We start from the raw sequence: 22,855 nt of genomic DNA on the forward strand, positions 1-22,855 counted from the left end.
AACGGTCAGTTTCGGTTACGGTTAACTTTTATTACATCCGGCATTACGCGGATTTTGCGCATAACGTTCGCCAGATGAACGCGGTCGAGCGTGGTGAGACGGATAAAGGCGCTGTATACGCGGCCGTCCCTTTCTTCCGTATTGATACTCTGGATATTTGAATTGGCGGTATTGATGGCGGCCGCCAGATTGGCCAGCGCGCCCTGGTGATTGAACATATCCACCTTGATTTCGGCGATAAACTCCTGCTCGGTCACCTTATCCCATTCCACCGCCATAAACTTCTCCGGCTCTTTCTGGTAACCGCGAATATTGCGGCAGGATTCGTGGTGGATAACCAGACCCTTGCCGGGACTGACGTGAGCGATAATCGGATCGCCCGGAATGGGGCGGCAGCATTTGGCGAACGAGACCATCACGCCATCGGCGCCTTTAATCGGCAATTTGCGCAGCCCGGTGTTATCCAGCTGGGATTGTTCATTGAGCAGGTTTTTCGCCACCACCACGCTCATGGCGTTGCCCAGTCCGATTTCCGCCATCAGATCGTCCAGCGTGGCGAGCTTCATTCTGTCCAGCTCAAGCTGAATATTCTTGGGCGGGATATCCGACAGTTTGCGGCCGCTGCCCAGCGCATGATTCAGCAACCGCCGGCCCAGGCTGACGGAGTCGTCGCGCTTGAGGTTCTTCAGCATCTGGCGGATTTTGGCGCGCGCTCGGGAACTGACCACAAAGTTCAGCCAGGCGGCGTTCGGTCTGGCGCCCGGCGCGGTAATGATCTCCACGGTCTGTCCGCTGGTCAGCGACTGCGAAAGCGGATAGGGCTGGCGATCGACTCTGGCGCCGACGCAGGCGTGGCCGATATCGGTATGCACGGCGTAGGCGAAGTCCACCGGCGTGGCGCCGGCCGGCAATTCCACAATGCGCCCTTCCGGCGTGAAGACGTACATTTCGTCCGGAAACAGGTCGGACTTAACGCTTTCGATAAATTCGAACGAGCTGCCGGCGCTCTGCTGCAATTCCAGCAGGCTTTGCATCCAGCGCTGGGCGCGAACCTGAGCGGTGGTGCTGCTTTCGCCTTCTTTATAGGCCCAGTGCGCGGCCACGCCCATTTCCGCCATCTGGTCCATATCATCGGTGCGGATCTGCACTTCCACCGGCACGCCATGCGGACCAATCAGCGACGTATGCAGCGACTGATAGCCGTTGGCCTTGGGAATGGCGATATAGTCTTTTACCCGGCCCGGACGCGGCTTGTACAGGCTGTGCACCTGGCCCAACACGCGATAGCAGGTATCCAGCTCCTTGACGATCACCCGAAAGGCGTAAATATCCATAATGGAATGGAAACGCTGCTCTTTGAGGTGCATTTTGCAGTAGATGGAATAGAGATGCTTTTCGCGGCCGCTTACCCGGCAGGCGATCCCCGCTTCGGTCAGACGTCCTTCAATCTCGGCGAGGATTTTCTGGATCATCTCTTTGCGATTACCGCGGGCGGCCTTGACCACCTCTTTGATGACGCGGTAGCGGTTGGGATAGAGCGCTTCAAACCCCAGCTCTTCCAGCTCGGTCTTGAGGTGGTGAATACCCAGCCGATGCGCCAGCGGACTGTATATTTCCAGCGTTTCGCGGGCGATGCGGCGGCGCTTGTCCGGGCGCAGCGCGCCCAGCGTGCGCATATTGTGGGTGCGGTCGGCCAGTTTGATCAGAATGACGCGGATATCCTGCACCATCGCCATGATCATTTTGCGGAAGTTTTCCGCCTGCGCCTCTTTCTTGTCGCGGAATTTCAACTTGTCCAGCTTGGAAACGCCTTCCACCAGTTCGGCGACGCTCTTGCCGAACAGCTGCTCCATATCCTGATAGGTGGCGGGCGTATCCTCTATCACGTCGTGCAGCAGCGCGGCCATCAGCGTTTCATAGTCGAGACGCATCTCGGCCAGAATACAGGCGACGGCGACCGGATGAGTGATATAGGGTTCGCCGCTGGAGCGAGTCTGCCCCTCGTGGGCATCACGCGCGACAAGATAAGCCTGCCGTAAACGTTTAATCTGCTCTTCCGGCAGATAACGTTGAATCAGCAGATTAAGGCTTTCAAAAAGATACAAGGGCGACTCGTGGTCTGATTAACGGCGGCCTTCAGCAATCGCGGTAACCGCCTGAATTTCCGCGGCTTCCTGCTCTTGCTGCTCCTGGCGGTCACGAACGTCCAGGATCTGGGCGTTGATCAGGCCTTCTTCGATTTCGCGCAGGGCGATCACCGTGTATTTGTCGTTCTCTTCCGGAACCAGCGGATCTTTACCGCCGGTCTGGATCTGGCGGGCGCGACGAGCAGCGACCAACACCAGGTCAAAACGATTACCAATTTTCTCTACAGCGTCTTGAACAGTTACGCGTGCCATAATGTGCTACTCCACAGGGAAATAAAATGACTGGGCATCATACTGAAAGAGCCGTCAGTCTGCCAATAGTTTGGTGATTAATGCGTCATGCCGTACTTTTTGCCTGCTTAAATGCAGACGTTCAGCGCGAATAATGGTTTTCAGATCGAGCAATGCCAAATCGAAATCGTCATTAACTATCAAATAATCATATTCTGCGTAGTGTGTCATCTCGGCCACGGCCTGCGCCATACGGCGGGCAATGACTTCCTCGCTGTCCTGACCGCGGCCGCGCAGGCGGCGCGCCAGCTCTTCTTTTGACGGCGGCAAAATGAAAATGCTGCGCGCCTGCGGCATCTGGCTGCGGATTTGCTGGGCGCCCTGCCAGTCAATATCCAGAAAAACGTCCACGCCGGACGCCAGAGTCTGCTCGATGGCCAGCCGCGACGTACCGTAGTAATTGCCGAAAACTTCCGCGTATTCCAGAAATTCATTTTCCCGGATCATCCGCTTGAATTCATCAACCGGGACGAAGAAGTAGTGTTCGCCGTGGCTTTCTCCCGGTCGTTTGGCCCGTGTGGTATGGGAAATCGATACCTGGGTGTCGTAAAGCGGCTGCGTTTTAAATAACGCCTGAATCAAACTGGATTTCCCCGCCCCACTGGGAGCGGAAACGATATATAACGTGCCTTGGGCCATAATTGGAGTTTTATTAATTGCAATTAATTATTGATATGGATGCAGCAGAACGTGCATTTCCTCACATTATACACGGCAATATGCCATCAGTCGCGCGGTGATAAGCGGCATCGCAGAATGTTCTACCCTTATGCCACCAGAAACGCCCGCTGCCAACCTTTTCCTGACGCTTTGCGCAACCGATTCCGGTGGTTTTTGATACCGATGATAAACGACCAAAAACTTTGCGGGGCGTTTTGCATTGTTGGTTTTTCTCCCTCGTGTTACGTCGGCGACCGCGCTGTACTTGCCGTGCGCGGTCCGCACTCAGGGGGGAGGTTATATGAATTGCCGGTTCACAGGGTTTGTCAGCGTAATATTGGCGGGATTGGCCGGCGGGCCGTTAAGCGCCGCCCCCGCTTGCCCTGACTGGTCGGCCGGCCGAGCCGAAAGAGAGATGCTGATGCTGCGTCAGCAGTTGGAGCAATGGGATGACGCTTATTATCAGGCGGGAACCAGTCCGGTGGAGGATGAGGTTTACGACCAGCTGCGCGATCGTCTGGAGCACTGGCGGCGCTGTTTTCACCCCGCTGGGCCGGGTTTTGCCGTTCGCCTGCCGGACAGCGGCAAACTGGCGCATCCGGTGGCGCATACCGGCCTGAAAAAGCTCTCCGACCGCGGGCAACTGTCACGATGGCTAAAACAGCATCAGGATGTCTGGATCCAGCCCAAAATCGACGGCGTGGCGGTCACGCTGGTGTATCAGCAGGGAAAACTGGCGTCGGCAATCAGCCGGGGTAACGGTTGGCGAGGGGAGGACTGGACGCAAAAAGTCCTGAATATCGCGGATATCCCCAACGAACTGAGCGGAGCGCCCGCCACGCTGGTGCTACAGGGGGAGCTGTTCCTTAAGGTGGCCGGCCATCGGCAGGATCGGCAAGGCGGAATCAACGCCCGGGCGGCGGTTGCCGGGGAGATGCGCCGCCATCAGCCATCGTCCGTTTTGCCGCGCATCGGCGTTTTTATCTGGGAGTGGCCCGACGGCCCGGCCGCGCTGTCCGAGCGCCTTGAGGGATTACGGACGATGGGGTTCGCCATGGCGGCCGATTATACGCATCGCATCTCCTCGCTGGCGGAGGCCGAACGCTGGCGGGAGCGCTGGTTTCGCCATCCCTTGCCCTTCGTCACCGACGGCGTGGTGATCCGTCGGGATACAGAACCGCCGGGGCGCTATTGGCGCAATACCCCGGCCGACTGGGCTATTGCCTGGAAATACCCGCCGGTGCGGCAGGTGGCGGAGGTTAACGGCGTTGATTTTACCATCGGCCGTACCGGCAGGATTAGCGTGGTACTGAGGCTCAATCCGCTGCGGCTGGATGACAAAACGGTGCGCCGGGTCAACGTGGGGCCGCTGTCGCGCTGGCGGCAATGGGATGTCCTGCCCGGCGATCAGATCGCCATCAGTCTGGCGGGGCAGGGCATTCCCCGGCTGGACAAGGTGGTGTGGCGGGTTGCCGAACGCGCCGCGGTAACTCCGCCGCCGGAGGGGGAGTTCCATCCGCTCAGCTGCTTTCAATACAGCATTGCCTGTCGGCAACAGATGGTTGCACGGCTGACCTGGCTCAGCGGGGAGCACGGGCTGAATCTTACAGGCGTCGGCGAGGGGATATGGCGCCGCTTGACGCAACAGGGCGTATTGCGTGACGTGGCGTCATGGCTGGCGCTGAGCAGGGAGCAGATAAAGGACGTAAAGGGGATTGGCATCAGGCAGGCCGATAACCTTTATGACAATTTACAGCAGGCTCGTCAGCAGCCCCTGGCGCGTTGGCTGGTGGCGTTGGGTCTTCCCTTGCCGCGTTCGGCCGGGAATGTGCTGGAGAATATCAGCTGGCCGCAGTTGCAGCAGCGCACCGCGTTGCAGTGGCGGCAGTTTCCGGGGGTAGGCGCCAGGCGGGCTGAAGAGATCATGGCGTTTTTGCATCATCCGGCGGTGGTTGAGCTTATTGCCTGGCTGGGTAACGAGGGGATAAAAAATATTGAGCGGTAGTATGACGGGTATATACCGGCATAGATAAAACGCACGCTGCGGTAATGAACTCCCCCATTATGCCGTTGTCCTACAGCTTCAGATAATAAATAAGTTTTGTCGGAGCATTTGACGCGATGAAGTTTGGTCCCACGTTTTCACAGCCTAAGTTATCGTTAGTCCTTGCAATATATATCGGTTTTTTCCTTAATCTTTCGGTCTTTTATCGGCGGTTTGATTCTTTTTCCATCGTCACCGGCACGCAAATATCCAAATTTCTCCCGGCGATGATTGAACTGGCGGCCTGTATATTGTTCACCTTTTTTCTTATGCGCATTATTTCGCTGGGCGGGCGCCATTTTTATCGCATCGTCGCCTCGCTGCTGGTCCTTATTTCGGTCGCCGCCAGTTATTACATGAGCTTTTACAATGTGGTTATCGGCTACGGTATTATTGCCGCCGTTATGACCACAGATATTGATCTTTCCAAAGAGGTTATCGGTCTGCATTTTATTCTGTGGATGCTGGCGGTCAGCGCATTGCCCCTGTTGCTGATTTGGAAAAACGAATTACGCCATACCTTGATTGAACAGCTGAAATCGCCGGGAAAACGCCTGGCGCCGGTGCTGATTTTACTGGCCGTCGTCGCGCTGGTGTGGTTGCCGATCCGCTATATGGACCGGGCCCAGTCGGTCTCTGAAAAATTTTCCAACGTTGACTTACCCAGCTATGGCGGCGTGGTGGCGCACTCCTACCTGCCGTCAAACTGGCTTTCCGCGCTGGGGCTGTTCGCCTACACCAAATATGACGAAAGCCTGGACTCGACGAATCTGTTCGATCCCGGCAAGCACTTTACCTATATCCCGCCCAAAGGGATTGATGACACCTACGTGGTCTTTATCATCGGTGAAACCACCCGTTGGGATCATATGGGGCTGTTGGGGTATGAGCGCGATACCACGCCCAGACTGTCGAAAGAAAAAAATCTGGTCGCTTTCCGCGGTCACTCCTGCGACACCTCGACCAAGCTTTCCATGCGCTGCATGTTTGTGCGCGAAGGCGGTACGGAGGATAACCCTCAGCGTACGCTGAAAGAGCAAAATATCTTTGCGGTACTCAAGGAGCTGGGGTTTACGTCCGAGCTGTTCGCGATGCAGAGCGAGGTTTGGTTCTATAACAGTATTGAAGCTGATAACTACTCTTTCCGCGAAATGATTGCGTCGGAAAAAAGCAACGACGGCAAGTCGGTGGACGATATGCTGCTGGTGGATGAGGTTAAGGAATCGCTGGAGCGTTACCCGCGCGGCAAGCATCTGATTGTGCTGCATACCAAAGGGTCCCATTATCTCTATTCGATGCGTTATCCCCGCAGCTATGCCCGCTATCAGCCGGAATGCATGGGGGTGGACGCCTCCTGTTCCCGCGAGCAGCTGATTAATGCGTTTGATAACAGCGTGCTGTATACCGACAGCTTTATCGATAACGTGATTAATCAGGTGCGGGATAAAAAAGCGCTGGTCTTTTATGCCTCCGACCATGGCGAATCCATCGATGATAATCATCACCTGCACGGTACGCCGCGCCATATGGCGCCGCCGGAGCAGTTCCGATCGCCGATGATAGTCTGGGCGTCGGATAAGTTCCTGGCCGACTCCGATAACCTTAACGCCTTCGATCGGCTCAAGGCCCAACAGCGGATAGGTAAAACGCACCGACACGAAGAGCTGTTCGACACCATTCTGGGATGTATTGGCTATACCTCGCCGGACGGCGGCATCAATCCGAAAAATAACTGGTGCCACAAAGCGGGAAGTTAACCAGAATCACGCACAGAGAGGCCGTCGTTCCTGCGAATACCACCAGCGGTCATCCCCTGCGGCAGTCACCGCCGTCATCCCCGCGGAACCAGGCGGGGATCTGCTTGCGCTGGCGGTTCGGCGTTGCTGAGATGCCTCCTCGCGAAGGCGGGGACCTGCGGGCACGGGTTAGGCTGTTTTTTGGCGACGAGCCTGTTTTTCGCGGCGGATTTTACGCTCTTCCAGCACCGCAACGACGGCCATCAGGCAGATACAGCAGATGGCGGCGGTATCCAGCGCGGCGAAGGTGCCGGCCCAGCCGGTCAGGCCGAAGATCGGCGTACCGTCGGCAATCATCCCCAGGCCCAGTTTGGCGAAGCTATCGCCAATCAGGTAGGCAAAGGTGCCTTTAATGCCGTCGGCGGCGCCGATGGCTTTTTTCGGCACGAAGCCCACGGCGGCCACGCCAATCAGCAGCTGCGGACCAAACACCAGGAAACCCAGCGCAAACAGCGAAGCGAGGTAAACGAACGAACTGCCGGCATGCTGGTAGACGCCGAGGGTGACGATAATCAGCGCCAGCGCGATACAGGCCACCAGGGCGCGGCGGCCGTTGGCCAGGTCGGAGAGGTAGCCCCACAGCAGCGTACCGACCAACGCGCCGGCCTCAAACAGGGTAAAGCCCTGAATCGCGACTTCTTTTGACAGCTTCAGCTCCTGGAAGGCGTATACCGTGGACCATTGGTCGATACCGATACGCACCACGTAAAGGAATACGTTGGAGAAACACAGCAGCCAGATAACTTTGTTCTTCAGCACGTACTCGACGAAGATCTGCCATTTGGTCATCGAGCTGTCTTCCGTCTCTTTGTCCTCATCGCTGATCTCTTCGCCAAACAGCTCTTCCGCTTTCCCCAGACCGTAGGCTTCCGGCGAGTCGCTGCCGTAGCGCAGACCGATAAAGCCGACAATCAGCGCGATAACGGACGGTACGATAAACATGCCGATCACGTGGCCGTCGAACAGATAGTTGGCGCCGAACAGCGCCACGCCCGCCGCGCCGGCGCCGCCCAGGTTATGGGAGATGTTCCACAGGCCGAGATAGGTTCCGCGTTTACGGCGCGGCGTCCATTTGGTGATGGTGGAATAGCTGCACGACCCGCCGGTGCTCTGGAAGAACCCGCTCAGCGCGTAGAAGGCGATCATCAGAAACAGGCTGACGGAGCCGGAACCCATGCTGGCGCTGAAGCCGAGCATACAGATACTGGAGAGGATCAGCATAAACGGCAGGAACTGCTTGGTGTTTTTGCCATCCGCATAGTAGGAAACCAGCGTTTTCCCCACGCCGTAGGTGATGGAGAAGCCCAGGCCGATCATCCCCAGTTGCGTCATGCTCAAACCGTAGGTGGCGATCATGTCATTCTGGGCGATGTTAAAGTTCTTGCGGATCAGGTACATGGTCAGGTAGCCGATAAAGACCACCAGATAGGACTGCATAAAGGGTTTGAACCACATTTTGCGCCGCGCTTCGAGCGGCAGGTTCAGGGTCGGCTTACGTACCTGATTAAGAAAGGCCAGCATGGTTGTCTCCTCTACTGCGCAAACGCTGGAAGTGGCTGCATTGTAAGAAGAGGCGGTCGCCGCTGGCTTAAGAGATCATCCAGTAAAAACTAGGAAATTTTCCCGGTTTTGGCCCTTTAGCGGAAAAAGAGTGAGGCAGGTCACGCTTCTGCCGGCATTTTTGCTTCGCGGCGCGGCGCCTGAGCGTTTAAAAACGGCAGCAGCAGCGCGGAGACGCCCGCCGCGACGGCAATGACCGCAAAGAAACCGGTCCAGTGCCAGATATCCATAATTTGCGCCAGCGGCCAACCGGAAAGCGACGCCCCCAGATAGGCAAACAGTCCGACGAAGCCGGTCGCTGCGCCCGCCGCCTCTTTGTGCGAGCACTCCGCCGCCGCCATACCGATCAACATCTGCGGGCCGAAGACAAAAAAGCCGATGGTGAAAAAGCAGGCCGCCTGCATGACATAGCTGGCGAACGGCATCAGCCACAGCGAGCCGACGGACAGCAGGATGCCGGCGGCGAAGATCAGGTTCATCGGCCCGCGGTTGCCGTTGAACAGTTTGTCCGATCCCCAGCCGGCGACCAGCGCGCCGATAAATCCGCCCAGCTCGAACATGGTGACCGCCGAGTTGGCGACGACCAGATCCACGCCGAGCGTCTCGGACATATACAGATTGCCCCAGTCGTTGACGGCGGCCCGCACCAGGTAAACCAGCACATAGCAGAGCGCCAGCAGCCAGATATAAGGGTTGGCGAGCACATACTTATGCAGAATTTCCCGGCGCGACAGCCCGGCGCCCTCATGCTGCTGCGCGATTTCCAGCGCGTCCCGCCGCCACTCCCCCACGCTGGGCAGCCCCAGGGTTTGCGGGCGATCGCGCAGGCGCCAGCACAAAAACAGCCCGGCCAGAATCGCCAGCGTTCCGGCGATAATCAGCCCGGCGCGCCAGCCGCAGTGCAGCGCCGCCGCGCCCACCACCATCGGGATCAGGGCGCCGCCCATGTTATGCGCGGTGTTCCACAGCGCCCACCAGCCGCCGCGTTCGGTACGCGAATACCAGGCGGTGAGTAAACGCGCGCATACCGGCGAACCCCAGCCCTGGAAGAACGCATTCGCCACCCACAGCAGGGCAAATACCCACAGCGACGATGAAAAGCCGAACAGGATGTTCACCACCCCGCTGGCAATCAGCCCCAGCCCCATAAAGTAGCGGGCGTTGGACTGGTCGCTGACGATGCCGGAAAAGAATTTCGACAGTCCGTAGGTCACGTAAAACAGGGTGGCGAGCAGGCCGATATCGGAGCGCGTCAGAATGCCGTTAGCGAGAATATCCGGCACCGCGGCGTTGAAACTTTTGCGCGTAAAGTAAAACAGCGCATAGCCCAGATAGATGGAGATAAGAATATGCCGCCGCCAGTAGCGGTAGGTTGCGTCAATCGCTTGCCGATCGGTGAGCGGCGCGATGGCTGAGGGGATTTTCAGAAAACCAAACATGACGCTCCTTATTGCTGACGCAGCGGCAGACTGACGGCGACCCGCGTTCCGCGGGTGCAGGAAATAGTCAACCTTCCGCCGAGGGCGGCGATCCGTTCGCGCATGCCGGTCAGACCCAGACCCGATCGCCCGGCGTTCGGCGGCAGGCCGCAGCCGTCGTCTTCAATCACCAGCAGCAGCTGGTTGTCCTGACGCTCGCAGTGCAGCGTTACCGTGCTGGCATTGGCGTGTTTGACGATGTTGTTCAGCCCTTCCTGACAGACGCGAAACAGCGTGACGCGCTGGCTTTCGCTAAGCAGGGACTCGTCGATTTGCCAGCTAAGCCGGCTGACGATGCCGCGCGCTTCCAGTTCCATCTCGCGCAGCAGCGAACGCATCGCCTGCTCCAGGGAAAGATCGTCCAGCTGGCGCGGCCGCAGGCGGCCCAGCAGACGGCGTACCGAGTCGTAAACGCCGAGAGAGAGCGTTTCAATCAACGCGCCGCTCTGCCTCACGCCGCTATTTTCCGGCGCCAGGCGTTGCACAATGCCGGCCTGGGTGCGAATCGCGGTAATGGTCTGGCCGATATCGTCGTGCAGTTCGCGCGCCACTTCCCGCCGCACGCTCTCTTCGGTTTCCAGCAGCCGTTCGGCGAGGCGGTGGTTGCGGGCCAGCTGGTTTTGCAGCGACAGGTTAAGCTCCCTTAAGCGCTGAATTCCCGCCCCCAGCAGCAGTCCCGTCAGGCTCTGGGCCAGCAATGAGAGCAGCAAATCCACCGGATGGTCGTGCCAGGTCTGGCTGGCGATCAGGGCGATGGCGTTCATCAGCGTGGCGATAAGCGCGCCCTGCCAGCCGTAATGCCAGGCGAGGGCGATAATCGGCAGCGCCAGGCAAAACGGCGTAAAGCGCGCCAGCTCGTTCGGCAGCCCCAACTGTAGCCACAGGCTGACGACGAACAGCAGCAGATACCAGAGCAGATGCCGGGTGCGCCAGTTGATCGGCTGTGAAACCAGCGCCGGTCCGAGCGGCAGCCAGGTGGCGCTGGTGAGGTAGTGCCAGATAACCAGACAGGTGGGCGCCAGCGTCAGTCCGCCGGTCAGGGTCAATAGCAGTACGGTAAGCGCGTTTTCTCCGTCGCCGATCCAGGGCAGCGATTGCAACAGCGCGGCGGCGATCAGCGCGCCGCCCTGCAGCAACAGGTTATGCCAGTCATTCCGGCGTCGCCGGCGGCTGACCAGCGCGACGGGCAGCAGCGACAGCAGACTCCCGATCATCAATAACGGCAGGTGAAGCAGGGCCACCTGCTGCGACAGCCACATCAACAGGCATCCTTCACCGGCAAGCAGTACCGGCCAGTAGCCGCGCGGGCATTGCAACATCAATCCCAGGCGTAAACCAAACGGGAACAGCAACGCCGCCAGGTCGGGACGTTCCACCAGATGCAGGCTGATGCCCCACAGGCAGAACCACGCGGCGCAAAAGATAAACAGGCTGGCGACAACGGTGATTAGCCGGGTGAGTAACGGACGCATTACCAGCCGGCAAAAAGATGACGGGCCAGCTCGACGTCATTGCTGATGCCGAGTTTTTCCATCAGGTTGGCGCGGTGAACGTGTACCGTTTTCGGCGATAGACCCAGTTCGGCGGCAATCTCTTTTACCGCCAACCCCTGAGCGAGCTTCTCCGCTACCTGGCGTTCGCGGCGGGTCAGCGGATCCTGCCTGGAGGACGCCAGTTTCAGCGCCACGTCCGGCGTGAGGTAGCAGCCGCCCGTCGCCACGGTGCGCACCGCGGCGATAAGTTCATCGGGGCTGCAGCGTTTGGAGAGAAATCCGTGCGCGCCGGCGTGCAGGGCTTGTTCAATCAGCGCCGGGCTATCGTGAACCGAGAGCATCACCACCGCCATGCCTTTCGGCAGCAGGCTTAAGAGTTCGAGACCGGAAATATCCGGCATGGAGATATCGCATATGCAGACTTGCACCGCGCGCCCCGGCAGCCCGGCCAGCGCCTCGCGGCCGGAGCCAAATTCGCCGACCACCCGCATATCCGGCTCAAGCGCCAGCAGTTGGGCGAAACCGGAACGGACGATAAGGTGATCGTCAATAAGAGCGATAGTGATCATCAGGGGAACCAGGCGTTATAACGGGCGAGTACCTTAACGCCACCGGTAGTACGGTTCAAGCGTTGGTAAATCCTTTTTCCAAAAAGGGATTGACGCCTTAATAGGGTAGCAGTAATATGCGCCCGCATCGGTGAGTGGCGCAGCCTGGTAGCGCACTTCGTTCGGGACGAAGGGGTCGGAGGTTCGAATCCTCTCTCACCGACCAAGAACATATTCGGCTAGTACCCGTTACTAGCGGAAAATACAAAGAAACCCGCAATCCTTATTGGATTGGCGGGTTTTTTTATGTTGGTTATTCCCCGTTTTGAATATCGATAAAACTTTCCAGCGGCTGGCTATCGCGGTAATAAAGCCAGGCGGTTAAAGATTCGCTGTCCATGGGTTTGGCGTAAAGAAATCCCTGGATGTGAATAACGCCGCGCTGTTTCAGGTAAGCCAGTTGTTTGGCGGTTTCCACGCCTTCCGCCACGATCTTGAGCTTCATCCGCTGGCTAAGATTGATGATGACGTCGAGTATCGGGGCTTCCTCATCCAATGACGAAATCGTATTGATAAATCCCCGGTCTATTTTCAGATAATCCAACGGGAAGTTTTGCAGGTAGGAGAGCGAGCAATGGCCGGTGCCGAAATCATCAATGGCGATCAGAAATCCATCGTCGCGCAGTTGGTGCAGCCGCTGTATGACGTCGGAACCGGTGCTGATAAGGCTGCGCTCCGTTAGCTCCAGCGTGATATTCAGTTGATGAGGCGCCACCCTGGCGGCGAAATTGCGGACGTCCGAGACAAAATCCGGATGCTGTAAATGTTCCGCGGCGACGTTAAGCCCAAGGTGGAACCCCGGCCTTACCTTCCAACCGGCGGCATCCGCGGCGACGAGCTTAAACAGGTGCCGGGTAATGGGAATAATCATGCCTTCAGCCTCGGCGGCGGCGATAAAAACGTCCGGCCTAATCCATTCCCCGTTGTTACGTCGCCAGCGCAGCAGCGCTTCGACGCCGAGGCAATGTCTTGCCGCCGAATCGTAGATCGGCTGGTAATAGACGGAGAACTCATCGTGCGCGATCCCTTTTCTGATTTCATCCCGAAACAGTAGCTTGCGCTTGTGCCAGTTCCACACGCCGACGATAAAAAACAGGGACAGGATAAAGGAGATGGGAAGAAAGGTAAAAAACGTTTGTTTCCAAGTTCTTATAGACTCTTCAGCGGACGCGGCCACCCGTACGGAAATCGGAAAGTCAGCAGACTCGACGGCTAACTCGGCGGTGGGAAATAGGCCGGAAGCGGGGGTGATTGCCTGACCGACCTGAATGGGATGACCATTATTTACCGTTAGCGTTAACTGATAGCCGTACGCCTCCCCGATGGCCAGCATCAGGTCGATAAGATATTGCGCATCGACCATGACATAGGCGCCATTGCCGGTGCGCGGCATTTGAGTGAATATCACCGCCGGGCGGCTTTTCACGCTTGACGAGCCTGCAATCGACAGGCTCCATCGTTTTGGCAGCGGAGACGGCAAAGGTTGCAGAATCACCTTGTCCATCAGCGTCGAGGTATGGCGGAAGGTCGACGAACAGTAGACGTTGGTATCCCGGGTGAGGCCGATGGCGCGAAAATAGGAAAACACCGAACCAAGCCGCTGCAATTCGGCGCCGATATCTCTGCACGGCAGACCGCTAAAACGCTCGAGTTCAGCAACCATGAGCCATGCTTGCCTGGTGATGTTTTCAGCGTGACGCAGGGCGACTAATGCGGTGGATTCGAGGTTGCGTTTAACCACCACCCGGGATTCGACAAAGGTGAACAGTAATCCGAGCAGCAGCGGTAAGGCACCGGCTGCCAGCAATAGCGACCAGTGACTTTTATACTTTCCGTGTCCGGGAATCATCCACATCTCCTTGTTTGGGCGGATCTAATGCTTTGGATGAGGATACGTGAGCCGACGACGGTAGCATACCTGCGGAGCCAGTCAAAAATGCTTTTTTTATGTTTAAATTCTGACGTGATGGGAATAAGTCACTGCTGTGGAAAGCGTTTTTCCCAGGGCCGCGGCGATTGGATATGGAAAACCATGAGTTTCTATTTTGGGCTGTAACCGAGCGCCTGAGCGCAGGCCCAGGCCGAACTCCAGGCCCACTGAAAATTGTAGCCGCCGAGCCAGCCGGTGACGTCAACCACTTCCCCGATAAAATAGAGTCCCGGCGCTTTATTGGCTTCCATGGTTTTTGACGACAGCTCCCGGGTATCCACGCCGCCCAACGTGACTTCCGCCGTCCGGTAGCCTTCCGTGCCGTTGGGCTGTACCCGCCATTGGCTGATGTTTTTCTCGATTTGTAATTGCCGGGCGGCGTTCAGCTGTTTCAGCGTGACATCCGGCAATTGCCCCAGCGTTTGCAGACATTCGACCAGCCGTTTGGGGAGCCATTGCGACAGGGTATTTTTCAGACTTTGATTGGGATGAGCCAGCCGTTCATCATTAATCAGCGCCGCCACATCCTGATTGGGCAGCAAATTAATGGTTACCCACTCGCCCGCCTGCCAATAGCTGGAGAGCTGAAGCACCGCCGGACCGGAAAGCCCCCGATGGGTAAACAGGATGTTTTCCCGGAACGTCACGCCATTTTCCGCGGTTATCACCGCCGGTACGGAGACGCCGGATAGCGTCTGCAGGTGTTCCAGCAACGGTTTATGCAGGGTAAAAGGCACCAGCGCGGCCCGCGTCGGCAAGACGTTTAACCCGAACTGCCGGGCGATTTGATAACCGAACGGCGTCGCTCCCAGGCCAGGCATGGACAGGCCGCCGCTGGCAATCACCAGCGCCGGGCTGTGCAGCGCCGCGCCGTTGGCCAATTGCAATATGAAAGTATCGCCCGTTTTTTCCACCGTAGTTACTTCACTGCGCAAACGTATCGTGACGTTGGCCTGTTCGCACTCCTTGACCAGCATATCGACGATCTGCTGGGCCGAGTCATCGCAAAACAGCTGGCCGAGGGTTTTCTCGTGATAGGCGATATGGTGGCTATTCACCAGGCTGATAAAGTCCCACTGGGTATAGCGCGCCAGGGCGGATTTACAGAAGTGGGGATTTTGGGACAGATAAGCCGCGGGTTCGACGTACAGATTGGTAAAGTTGCAGCGCCCGCCGCCGGACATCAGAATTTTACGCCCGGGCTTTTTGCCGTTGTCGAGCAGCAGAACGCGCAATCCCCGCTGCCCCGCCTGCGCGGCACAGAACAACCCCGCCGCGCCGGCGCCGATAATGACAACGTCAAACTGTTCCACCATGATCTCTCCGGTTATGGGGCCTGGGCGTCGCTGCCCCGAGATGAATGCCTGCAACCTGCGGGCGGCAAATTGTAGTGTCCGTTTCCGCCGGATACCAGCGTAACAATTTGCGTGTTTTGGTAAAAATGTATAATTTGTTGATTTTTATATATTAAGTGAATATATCGCCATAATTCATTACCCCCTAAGTCAAAAAAAAGTCATATTTCCCTTTTCCCCGCCCCCGCTTGTCGCAGATAATGCGCCGCGTTCATGACCACTAAATGGCCTAACGCTTATGCTACATTTATTTGCCGGACTGGATTACTACACCGGCCTGATGTTGATACTGGCTCTGTTGTTTGTATTGTTTTATGAAGCCATCAATGGCTTCCACGATACAGCCAATGCCGTCGCTACCGTTATTTATACCCGCGCCATGCGCGCGCAGTTCGCCGTCGTCATGGCGGGCGTGTTTAACTTTTTCGGCGTGCTGCTGGGGGGCTTGAGCGTTGCTTACGCCATTGTCCACCTGCTTCCCACGGATTTATTGCTGAATGTCAGTTCGGCTCACGGTCTGGCGATGGTCTTTTCCATGCTGCTGGCCGCCATTATCTGGAATCTCGGGACCTGGTATTTCGGGCTCCCGGCCTCAAGTTCGCACACCTTGATCGGCGCCATCATCGGTATCGGTTTAACCAATGCCCTGCTGACCGATACCTCCGTGGTGGATGCGCTCAATGTTCCCAAGATGATCGCTATTTTCCTGTCGTTAATTTTATCGCCGATTGTGGGGATGATTATCGCCGGTCTGATGGTCTTCTTGTTGCGCCGTTTCTGGAGCAACAGTAAAAAACGCAAGCGCGTACACCTCACGCCGAGCGATCGCGAGAAGCAGGACGGCAAACGCAAACCGCCGTTCTGGACGCGCACCGCGCTGATTTTATCCGCCATCGGGGTAAGTTTTTCACACGGCGCGAATGACGGTCAGAAAGGCATCGGTCTTATCATGCTGGTGCTGATTGGCGTGGCGCCCGCCGGGTTTATCGTCAATATGAACGCTTCCGGCTATGACATCAGCCGTACCCGCGACTCCGTTATCAACCTGCAGGAATATTATCAGCAGCACGGTCCGGCGCTGGCGCATGTTATCGATCTGTCGCCGCCGTTGATTCCGTCACCGGAAAAAACCATTCCGCTAAATGACAATGGCGCGGTCGAGTTCTACTGCGATAGCTCCCGCGTGATGATCGCCATCGAGCAGACTCAGGGCCTGTTGAGCAATCTGAAAAGCTACGAGCAGCTGGATGCGGACGATCGCGGCAAGGTTCGCCGGTTGCTGATGTGTATCGCCGATACCATGGATCGGATTATCAAGCTGCCGGAAACGCCGTCCGACGACAAACGCTATCTGAGCAACCTGCGTAAAGACCTGTTGCAGACTATCGAGTACGCGCCGATTTGGATCATCATCGCCGTCGCCCTCGCGCTTTCACTGGGTACGATGGTGGGCTGGAAACGGGTAGCGACCACCATTGGCGAGAAAATCGGCAAGAGAGGAATGACCTATGCGCAGGGCGTTTCGGCGCAGGTCACCGCGGCCCTGTCGATTGGCGTCGCCAGTTATACCGGGATGCCGGTTTCCACCACTCACGTGTTGTCCTCGGCGGTCGCCGGGACGATGATCGTCGATGGCGGCGGCGTGCAGAGTAAAACGGTGAAAAATATCCTGCTGGCCTGGGTGCTGACGCTGCCGGTATCGCTGCTGCTGTCCGGCACCCTGTACTGGCTGGCATTAAAACTTATTTAGCGCTAAGTTTTTCTGCCGTCATAAAATATAAAAAAGGCGATGCTTAAACGGATCGCCTTTTTATTTTAAGTGCCTGTTCATTATTTCAATACCAGATCAGCATCGCCACCAAACTGATAACCACCAGTCCGCACAGGGCCGTGGTGAGCAGAAACTGACCCCGCACCCTCTCACAGCGGCGCACAAACTCGGGATCGTGATGCTCAAGATAGCGCTGGGCGTAGATATAGCGCACCAGTCTGATTTGTTTGCTTGGCTGACCATGTGATGTGAAGAAACCGCCCCCATCCACGTATTGATAAAGCAACGGATCGCAGTCGCGTAATATCAGCAGCAATACGCGTAATGAGGAGTAATATCGAGCCATATTGATGATGCAGACAACACATAAAGCCCAGAAAAGCGCAAATGTACTGATCATGCTTCCCTCCCGGTTCCCGATTGTGCTATTCGTCAGTGGCAATGGCTGTGCAGGTTTTGCCAATGACACCGCTGCGAATATTTATGCCACACGTTTTCACGTGATTTTATAATGCGCCCGGATGACCAAATGCATCACGGTTAACCCCGTCGTTATTTCCTTTCCTTGAGGATGGATCACCCTCACTTTTATTGTAGAAGAGGAAGCTGCTTTTTTGCTACAGATACAGCAAAATCGGCGCAGTAGACGATTTTCTCTAGCGTAATGGCCTGAATTGAAGAAGAAACTGCGTGATTTGACCGCGTAAATAAGCGCTTTCTACTACACTTATCAATAACGTTGACAGGATTGAAAACGGATCTTTGATGAAAGAATCAAAATGTTAGGTCATCGTAATCTGGTGTTTTCAGCGGTCGTTCGCTAAAGCGCGCCGTTGTGATCTGCTGAACATACCCACAATGCCGCGGGGTGCTATCATATAATCCGCTGTTAAGTATCAGATTGGCAGGAGAAAATCTGCTGACCCATCATTAGTCTTTACGGAAGGAGTCTTATTATGGCTTACAAACATATCCTTATTGCTGTTGACCTTTCTCCGGAAAGCAAAGTGTTAGTGGAAAAGGCGGTCTCCATGGCGAGGCCGTATAACGCAAAAGTATCTTTAATTCATGTCGACGTGAATTATTCCGACCTCTACACCGGGCTTATCGACGTCAATCTGGGCGATATGCAGCAGCGGATCTCTGAAGAAACGCAGAATGCGTTGACTGAGCTTTCTCAGAATGCCGGCTACCCTATTACCGAAACATTGAGCGGCAGCGGCGATCTCGGGCAGGTGCTGGTGGATGCCATCAAGAAATACGATATGGATTTGGTGCTCTGCGGCCATCATCAGGATTTCTGGAGCAAGCTTATGTCTTCCGCGCGTCAGTTGATCAACACGGTTCATATCGATATGCTGATCGTTCCGCTGCGGGAAGACGACGACGAATAAAAATCAGCGCAGTCCGGCGACCTGTTCTGCTGACGAAAGGCACGGCCCGCGGGCGGTGCCTTTTGTTGTATGACAAGCAGTTTAAGGCTTACATCATAATGAAAATTAAGCACTTACCTTTTGATCAGAGTGTTAATGGCTGGTCGGCAATCATCGGCGATAAGCTGGATTATCCGCAGCAGCAGGGGAAAATCACGGCGGACTGGCTGATTATCGGCGCGGGCTACGCCGGTACCGCCTTCGCCCAGCGGCTCGCCGAACAGCGTCCTGATGAACATATCGTACTGCTGGACGCGGGTGAGATCGGGGACAACGCGTCCGGGCGCAATTCCGGTTTCGTGATCGATCTGCCGCATAACATCGGCAGTTCGACCGCCGAATTGGAAAAAGCGGCCGCTTACCGCCGCCTGCTGCAATTTGGCGTCGCCCATCTGCAAGAGCGGGTGGAGCGCCACGGGATCAACTGCGACTGGAGCAGCGCCGGAAAGTATCACTGCGCGGTGAGCCCGAAATTCAACGGGCTGATCGATGCCTACGTCCGTGAGCTTACTAATCTTGGCGAAGCCTATCAGGTTGTGGAGAAGGACGAGCTTGCCCATCGTCTCGGCACCCATTTTTATCATCGGGCCGTCTACACCCCGAACTGTATTCTGCTTAATCCCGCGGCGTTGATGCAGGGACTGGTGGCGTACCTGCCGGAAAACGTTACCGTTTACGCAAACTCACCGGCGCTGAGCATTGACGCCGGCGCGCGTATTCATGTGGAAACGCCGCACGGCGAGATCCGCGCCCGCAGGCTGATGATGGCGATCAACGGCGCGGCGCGCGGCCTGCCGCTGTTTAAAGGGCGGCTATTCGCGATAGCGACCTTCGCCACCTTGACCGAGCCGCTCAGTGCGCAGCAGCTCCAGCGCATCGGCGATATGGCCGACTGGGGCGTTACGCCGGTCAATGCCCTGGCCGGCGCCACGCTGCGCTACACGCGCGATCGCCGTTTCCTGATCCGCGAGCAGGTGAACTTTACGCCGGGTCTGACCACCGACGCGCTGGAAACCGGGCGCCATGCGCGGCGTCACGCGGCGATATTCGCCCGGATATTCCCGCAGTTGAAAGATGTGGCGATGGCGCATACCTGGTCCGGCCTGATTAGCGTTACGCGAAACGGCGCGCCGATCTGGGGACAGCTGGCGGACAATGTGTATGCCGCCGCCGGCTGCAACGGCTCGGGTCTGTCGAAACAGACCGCCGCGGGGCGTATCCTGGCCGATTTTGCGTTGGGCGAGGATAATCCGCTGATTGGCGATATGCAGTCGCTGGGGCAGGCCGGCTATTTACCGCCGCGGCCGTTTCTTGATATCGGGGTGCGGGGTTATCTGGCGAGAGAGAGATGGCGGGCGCGCAGCGAGAGGTAATCGCTCTGTTCTGTTTGCGCGCGCTGTGGCAACGGCAATAAAAAACCGCCTGGTGACCTGTGAGCGCGGCAACGCCGCGCGATTACCGCTCCAGCGGCAGATAAAAATCGAAGCGGTGGCTTTTGGTTTCCAGCATGGACTGCGCCGGCACTCCCGCCAGCGGCGGGGCGTAATCCGGCCGTTTCACCACCACGCGTTTTTTGGCCAGCCGCCGCGCGGGCGCCAGCAGCTTATCGGCATCGTCGTCAGTCCCTACCAGCGACTGAAACACCCGCATCTCTTTTTTCACCAGCGCGCTTTTTTGCCGATGGGGAAACATCGGGTCGAGGTACACCACGTCGGGCGGCGGAGAGATATCGTCTAACGCCTGCAGGCTGGAGGCGTGCAGCAGCGTCAGCCGCTCGCGCAGCCACGGGCCGATCTCCGCATCCTGATAGCCGCGCCGCAGCCCGTCATCCAACAGCGCCGCCACCACGGGATTGCGTTCCACCATACGCACCCGGCATCCCAGCGACGCCAGCACGAACGCATCGCGCCCCAGCCCCGCCGTGGCGTCGACCACGTCGGGCAGGTAATCCTTTTTGATGCCGACCGCTTTGGCGACCGCTTCGCCGCGTCCGCCGCCGAAGCGGCGGCGGTGCGCCATCCGCCCTGAGACGAAATCGACATAGATCGCCCCCAGGCGGGGTTCGTCCTGTTTACGCAGTTCCAGCCGCTCCGGCGTCAGCGCCAGCGCCATAACGGCGCCGGGATCGGCGATCAATTCCCAGCGCTCGGCCAGCAAAGTCAAGGCGCCGCTATCGGCGCCTTCCTCGGTTAATAGGCAGATCTTCATCCTTTGCCGCCATTCACCCTTTAATGCCGTAGTGGTGCAGCATGGCATCCAGCTGCGGTTCGCGGCCGCGGAAGCGTTTGAACAGTTCCATCGGCTCTTCGGACCCGCCGCGCGACAGAATATTGTCCAGGAACGACTGGCCGGTTTCGCGGTTGAAAATCCCTTCCTCCTGGAAACGGGAATAGGCATCCGCCGCCAGCACGTCGGCCCACAGATAGCTGTAATAACCCGCCGCGTAACCGCCGGCGAAGACATGGCTGAACGCGTGCGGGAAGCGTCCCCAGCTTGGACTTGGCACCACGGCTACCTGCGCTTTGATTTCCGCCAGCGTCGGCAGAATCTGCGCGCCTTTGGCGGGGTCGAATTCGGCATGCAGGCGGAAATCGAACAGCCCGAATTCGAGCTGGCGCAGGATAAACAGCGCCGCTTGATAATTTTTCGCCGCCAGCATTTTATCCAGCAGTTCCCGCGGCAGCGGCGCGCCGGTTTCATAATGGCCGGAAATAAAGGCCAGCGCTTCCGGCTCCCAGCACCAGTTTTCCATAAACTGGCTCGGCAGCTCGACGGCGTCCCACGGCACGCCGCTGATGCCGGCGACGCCCGCGGTATCAACCCGCGTCAGCATATGGTGCAGGCCGTGGCCGAACTCATGGAACAGCGTGGTGACTTCATTGTGGGTGAACAGCGCCGGTTTACCGCTGACCGGGCGGTTGAAGTTACAGGTCAGGTAGGCCACCGGTTTTTGCAGTGAGCCGTCGCCTTTGCGCAGGTTACCGACGCAGTCGTCCATCCAGGCGCCGCCGCGTTTGTGTTCGCGGGCGTAGAGATCGAGATAGAAGCTGCCGCGCAGCTCGCCGCTTTCGTCGAACAGATCGAAGAAACGCACCTCCGGGTGCCACACGTCCACGTCCTTGCGCTCTTTGGCGGTGATGCCGTAAATGCGCTTAACCACTTCGAACAACCCTTCGACCACCCGCTGTTCCGGGAAGTAGGGGCGAAGCTGCTCGTCGCTGATGGAATAGAGATGCTGCTTCTGCTGTTCGCTGTAGTAGGCGATATCCCACGGCTGTAAATCCTCGACGCCGTAATGTTCTTGGGCGAAAGCGCGCAGCTGCGCCAGCTCTTCTTCCGCCTGGGGACGCGCGCGTTTGGCCAGATCGGACAGGAAGTTGATAACCTGCTGGGGATTTTCCGCCATTTTGGTGGCCAGGGATTTATGCGCATAGCTGTCGAATCCCAGCAGTTGCGCCAGTTCATGACGCAGCGCCAGCTCTTCCGCCATGATGTCGCTGTTGTCCCATTTGCCGGCGTTCGGTCCCTGATCGGAGGCGCGGGTGGCATAGGCGCGGTACATTTCCTCGCGCAGCGTCTGGTTGGAGCAATAGGTCATCACCGGGAGATAGCTGGGGATATCCAGCGTCAGCAGCCAGCCGTCCTGCTCTTTGGCTTCCGCCTGCGCTTTGGCTGCGGCCAGCGCGCTTTCCGGCAGGCCATCCAGCTCGGCGACGTCGGTTATCAGCTTGCTCCAGCCCATGGTGGCGTCCAGCACGTTATTGCTGTAGCGGGAGCCGAGTTCGGACAGGCGTGCGGCGATTTCGCCATAGCGTTTCTGCTTCTCGGGCGGCAGGCCGATGCCGGACAGTTCAAAATCGCGCAGCGCGTTATCGACGGCTTTCTTTTGCGCCACGCTCAGGGCGGCGTAATGCTCGCCCTCCTTCAGACTGCGGTACGCCTGATACAGCCCGGCGTGCTGCCCGACCCAGGTGCTGTACTCGGACAGCAGCGGCAGGCATTGCTCGTAGGCGCCGCGCAGCTCCGGGCTGTTTTTTACCGCGTTCAGATGGCTAATCGGCGAGAAAATGCGGCCGAGGCGATCGTCGCTGTCCGCCAGCGGCTGGCAAAGGTTATCCCAGGTAAAGGGACCCGGCTGTGCAACCACGCGCTCTACGGTCTCACGGCAGGTTTCCAGCGCGGATTTGACCGCCGGAACGATATCCTCGGTTTTAATTTTGGAAAAAGGCGGCAGGGTAAACGGGGACAGTAATGGATTCGTCATAGCGCAGTCCTGATGATGGTGGATA

At 57.6% G+C, this 22,855-nt stretch carries 17 protein-coding genes and 1 tRNA gene; 6 read left to right on the forward strand and 12 right to left on the reverse strand.

The window, feature by feature from the left end:
- Positions 1 to 5: 5 nt before the first annotated feature.
- From spoT to gmk, 3 genes are read right to left on the reverse strand one after another with little or no spacing between them, the layout of a single operon-like run.
- The gene (gene spoT / locus MFP24_RS06305; RefSeq protein ID WP_249229817.1) at positions 6 to 2,105 is read right to left on the reverse strand and encodes a bifunctional GTP diphosphokinase/guanosine-3',5'-bis pyrophosphate 3'-pyrophosphohydrolase; all 2,100 of its coding nucleotides are present in this window, start codon (positions 2,103 to 2,105) and stop codon (positions 6 to 8) included.
- An 18-nt stretch (positions 2,106 to 2,123) separates the two neighbouring features.
- Positions 2,124 to 2,399, reverse strand: a complete 276-nt coding sequence (rpoZ, locus tag MFP24_RS06310; protein ID WP_009115009.1) for a DNA-directed RNA polymerase subunit omega — start codon at positions 2,397 to 2,399, stop codon at positions 2,124 to 2,126.
- A 54-nt stretch (positions 2,400 to 2,453) separates the two neighbouring features.
- Complete coding sequence (gene gmk / locus MFP24_RS06315) at positions 2,454 to 3,077, reverse strand: guanylate kinase (RefSeq protein WP_249229816.1); 624 nt, start codon at positions 3,075 to 3,077, stop codon at positions 2,454 to 2,456.
- 322 nt (positions 3,078 to 3,399) lie between these two features.
- On the opposite strand from gmk, the gene ligB reads away from it, so the two are divergent.
- Both ligB and eptB read left to right on the forward strand, forming a co-directional pair.
- Positions 3,400 to 5,103, forward strand: a complete 1,704-nt coding sequence (gene ligB / locus MFP24_RS06320) for an NAD-dependent DNA ligase LigB (RefSeq protein WP_249229815.1) — start codon at positions 3,400 to 3,402, stop codon at positions 5,101 to 5,103.
- 116 nt (positions 5,104 to 5,219) lie between these two features.
- Positions 5,220 to 6,899 carry a kdo(2)-lipid A phosphoethanolamine 7''-transferase gene (gene eptB / locus MFP24_RS06325; protein WP_249229814.1) on the forward strand — a complete coding sequence of 560 codons (1,680 nt, stop codon included), beginning with the start codon at positions 5,220 to 5,222 and terminating at the stop codon, positions 6,897 to 6,899.
- Positions 6,900 to 7,067: 168 nt separating this feature from the next.
- On the opposite strand, the gene uhpT is transcribed toward eptB, so the two are convergent.
- From uhpT to uhpA, 4 genes are all read right to left on the reverse strand, one after another.
- Entirely contained in the window at positions 7,068 to 8,459 is a 1,392-nt protein-coding gene (uhpT, locus tag MFP24_RS06330; protein WP_249229813.1) for a hexose-6-phosphate:phosphate antiporter UhpT, read from the reverse strand.
- A 140-nt stretch (positions 8,460 to 8,599) separates the two neighbouring features.
- On the reverse strand, positions 8,600 to 9,937 hold the full coding sequence (locus MFP24_RS06335; RefSeq protein ID WP_249229812.1) for an MFS transporter: 1,338 nt from the start codon (positions 9,935 to 9,937) through the stop codon (positions 8,600 to 8,602).
- A gap of 8 nt (positions 9,938 to 9,945) precedes the next feature.
- A complete protein-coding gene (uhpB, locus tag MFP24_RS06340; RefSeq protein ID WP_249229811.1) occupies positions 9,946 to 11,448 on the reverse strand; it encodes a signal transduction histidine-protein kinase/phosphatase UhpB in 1,503 nt (500 codons plus the stop codon).
- Positions 11,448 to 12,038, reverse strand: a complete 591-nt coding sequence (gene uhpA, locus MFP24_RS06345; protein ID WP_249229810.1) for a response regulator transcription factor UhpA — start codon at positions 12,036 to 12,038, stop codon at positions 11,448 to 11,450. Before uhpA ends, uhpB begins: the two co-directional genes overlap by 1 nt.
- Positions 12,039 to 12,166: 128 nt before the next feature.
- On the opposite strand from uhpA, the gene MFP24_RS06350 reads away from it, so the two are divergent.
- Positions 12,167 to 12,243 (forward strand) — tRNA-Pro (locus MFP24_RS06350).
- A gap of 87 nt (positions 12,244 to 12,330) precedes the next feature.
- Here the strand turns inward: MFP24_RS06350 and MFP24_RS06355 are convergent.
- Together MFP24_RS06355 and MFP24_RS06360 are read right to left on the reverse strand one after the other, a co-directional pair.
- The gene (locus MFP24_RS06355; protein ID WP_249229809.1) at positions 12,331 to 13,926 is read right to left on the reverse strand and encodes an EAL domain-containing protein; all 1,596 of its coding nucleotides are present in this window, start codon (positions 13,924 to 13,926) and stop codon (positions 12,331 to 12,333) included.
- Positions 13,927 to 14,117: 191 nt separating this feature from the next.
- Entirely contained in the window at positions 14,118 to 15,320 is a 1,203-nt protein-coding gene (locus MFP24_RS06360; RefSeq protein ID WP_249229838.1) for a BaiN/RdsA family NAD(P)/FAD-dependent oxidoreductase, read from the reverse strand.
- A gap of 280 nt (positions 15,321 to 15,600) precedes the next feature.
- On the opposite strand from MFP24_RS06360, the gene pitA reads away from it, so the two are divergent.
- Complete coding sequence (pitA, locus tag MFP24_RS06365) at positions 15,601 to 17,112, forward strand: inorganic phosphate transporter PitA (protein ID WP_249229808.1); 1,512 nt, start codon at positions 15,601 to 15,603, stop codon at positions 17,110 to 17,112.
- An 85-nt stretch (positions 17,113 to 17,197) separates the two neighbouring features.
- On the opposite strand, the gene uspB is transcribed toward pitA, so the two are convergent.
- Positions 17,198 to 17,533 (reverse strand): universal stress protein UspB, encoded by a 336-nt coding sequence (uspB, locus tag MFP24_RS06370; protein ID WP_009115002.1) that lies wholly within the window; start codon positions 17,531 to 17,533, stop codon positions 17,198 to 17,200.
- Between the two features lie 556 nt (positions 17,534 to 18,089).
- Between uspB and uspA the strand changes: the two genes are divergently transcribed.
- Together uspA and MFP24_RS06380 are read left to right on the forward strand one after the other, a co-directional pair.
- Positions 18,090 to 18,527 (forward strand): universal stress protein UspA, encoded by a 438-nt coding sequence (uspA, locus tag MFP24_RS06375; RefSeq protein ID WP_136166686.1) that lies wholly within the window; start codon positions 18,090 to 18,092, stop codon positions 18,525 to 18,527.
- A 98-nt stretch (positions 18,528 to 18,625) separates the two neighbouring features.
- A complete protein-coding gene (locus MFP24_RS06380; protein ID WP_249229807.1) occupies positions 18,626 to 19,939 on the forward strand; it encodes an NAD(P)/FAD-dependent oxidoreductase in 1,314 nt (437 codons plus the stop codon).
- A gap of 82 nt (positions 19,940 to 20,021) precedes the next feature.
- Here the strand turns inward: MFP24_RS06380 and rsmJ are convergent, their stop codons facing one another.
- A complete protein-coding gene (gene rsmJ, locus MFP24_RS06385; protein ID WP_249229806.1) occupies positions 20,022 to 20,774 on the reverse strand; it encodes a 16S rRNA (guanine(1516)-N(2))-methyltransferase RsmJ in 753 nt (250 codons plus the stop codon).
- Positions 20,775 to 20,787: 13 nt separating this feature from the next.
- The gene (gene prlC, locus MFP24_RS06390; RefSeq protein WP_249229805.1) at positions 20,788 to 22,830 is read right to left on the reverse strand and encodes an oligopeptidase A; all 2,043 of its coding nucleotides are present in this window, start codon (positions 22,828 to 22,830) and stop codon (positions 20,788 to 20,790) included.
- Positions 22,831 to 22,855 lie beyond the last annotated feature (25 nt).

Origin of the sequence: Brenneria tiliae (assembly GCF_023347575.1) — a bacterium.
Classification (GTDB): domain Bacteria; phylum Pseudomonadota; class Gammaproteobacteria; order Enterobacterales; family Enterobacteriaceae; genus Brenneria; species Brenneria corticis.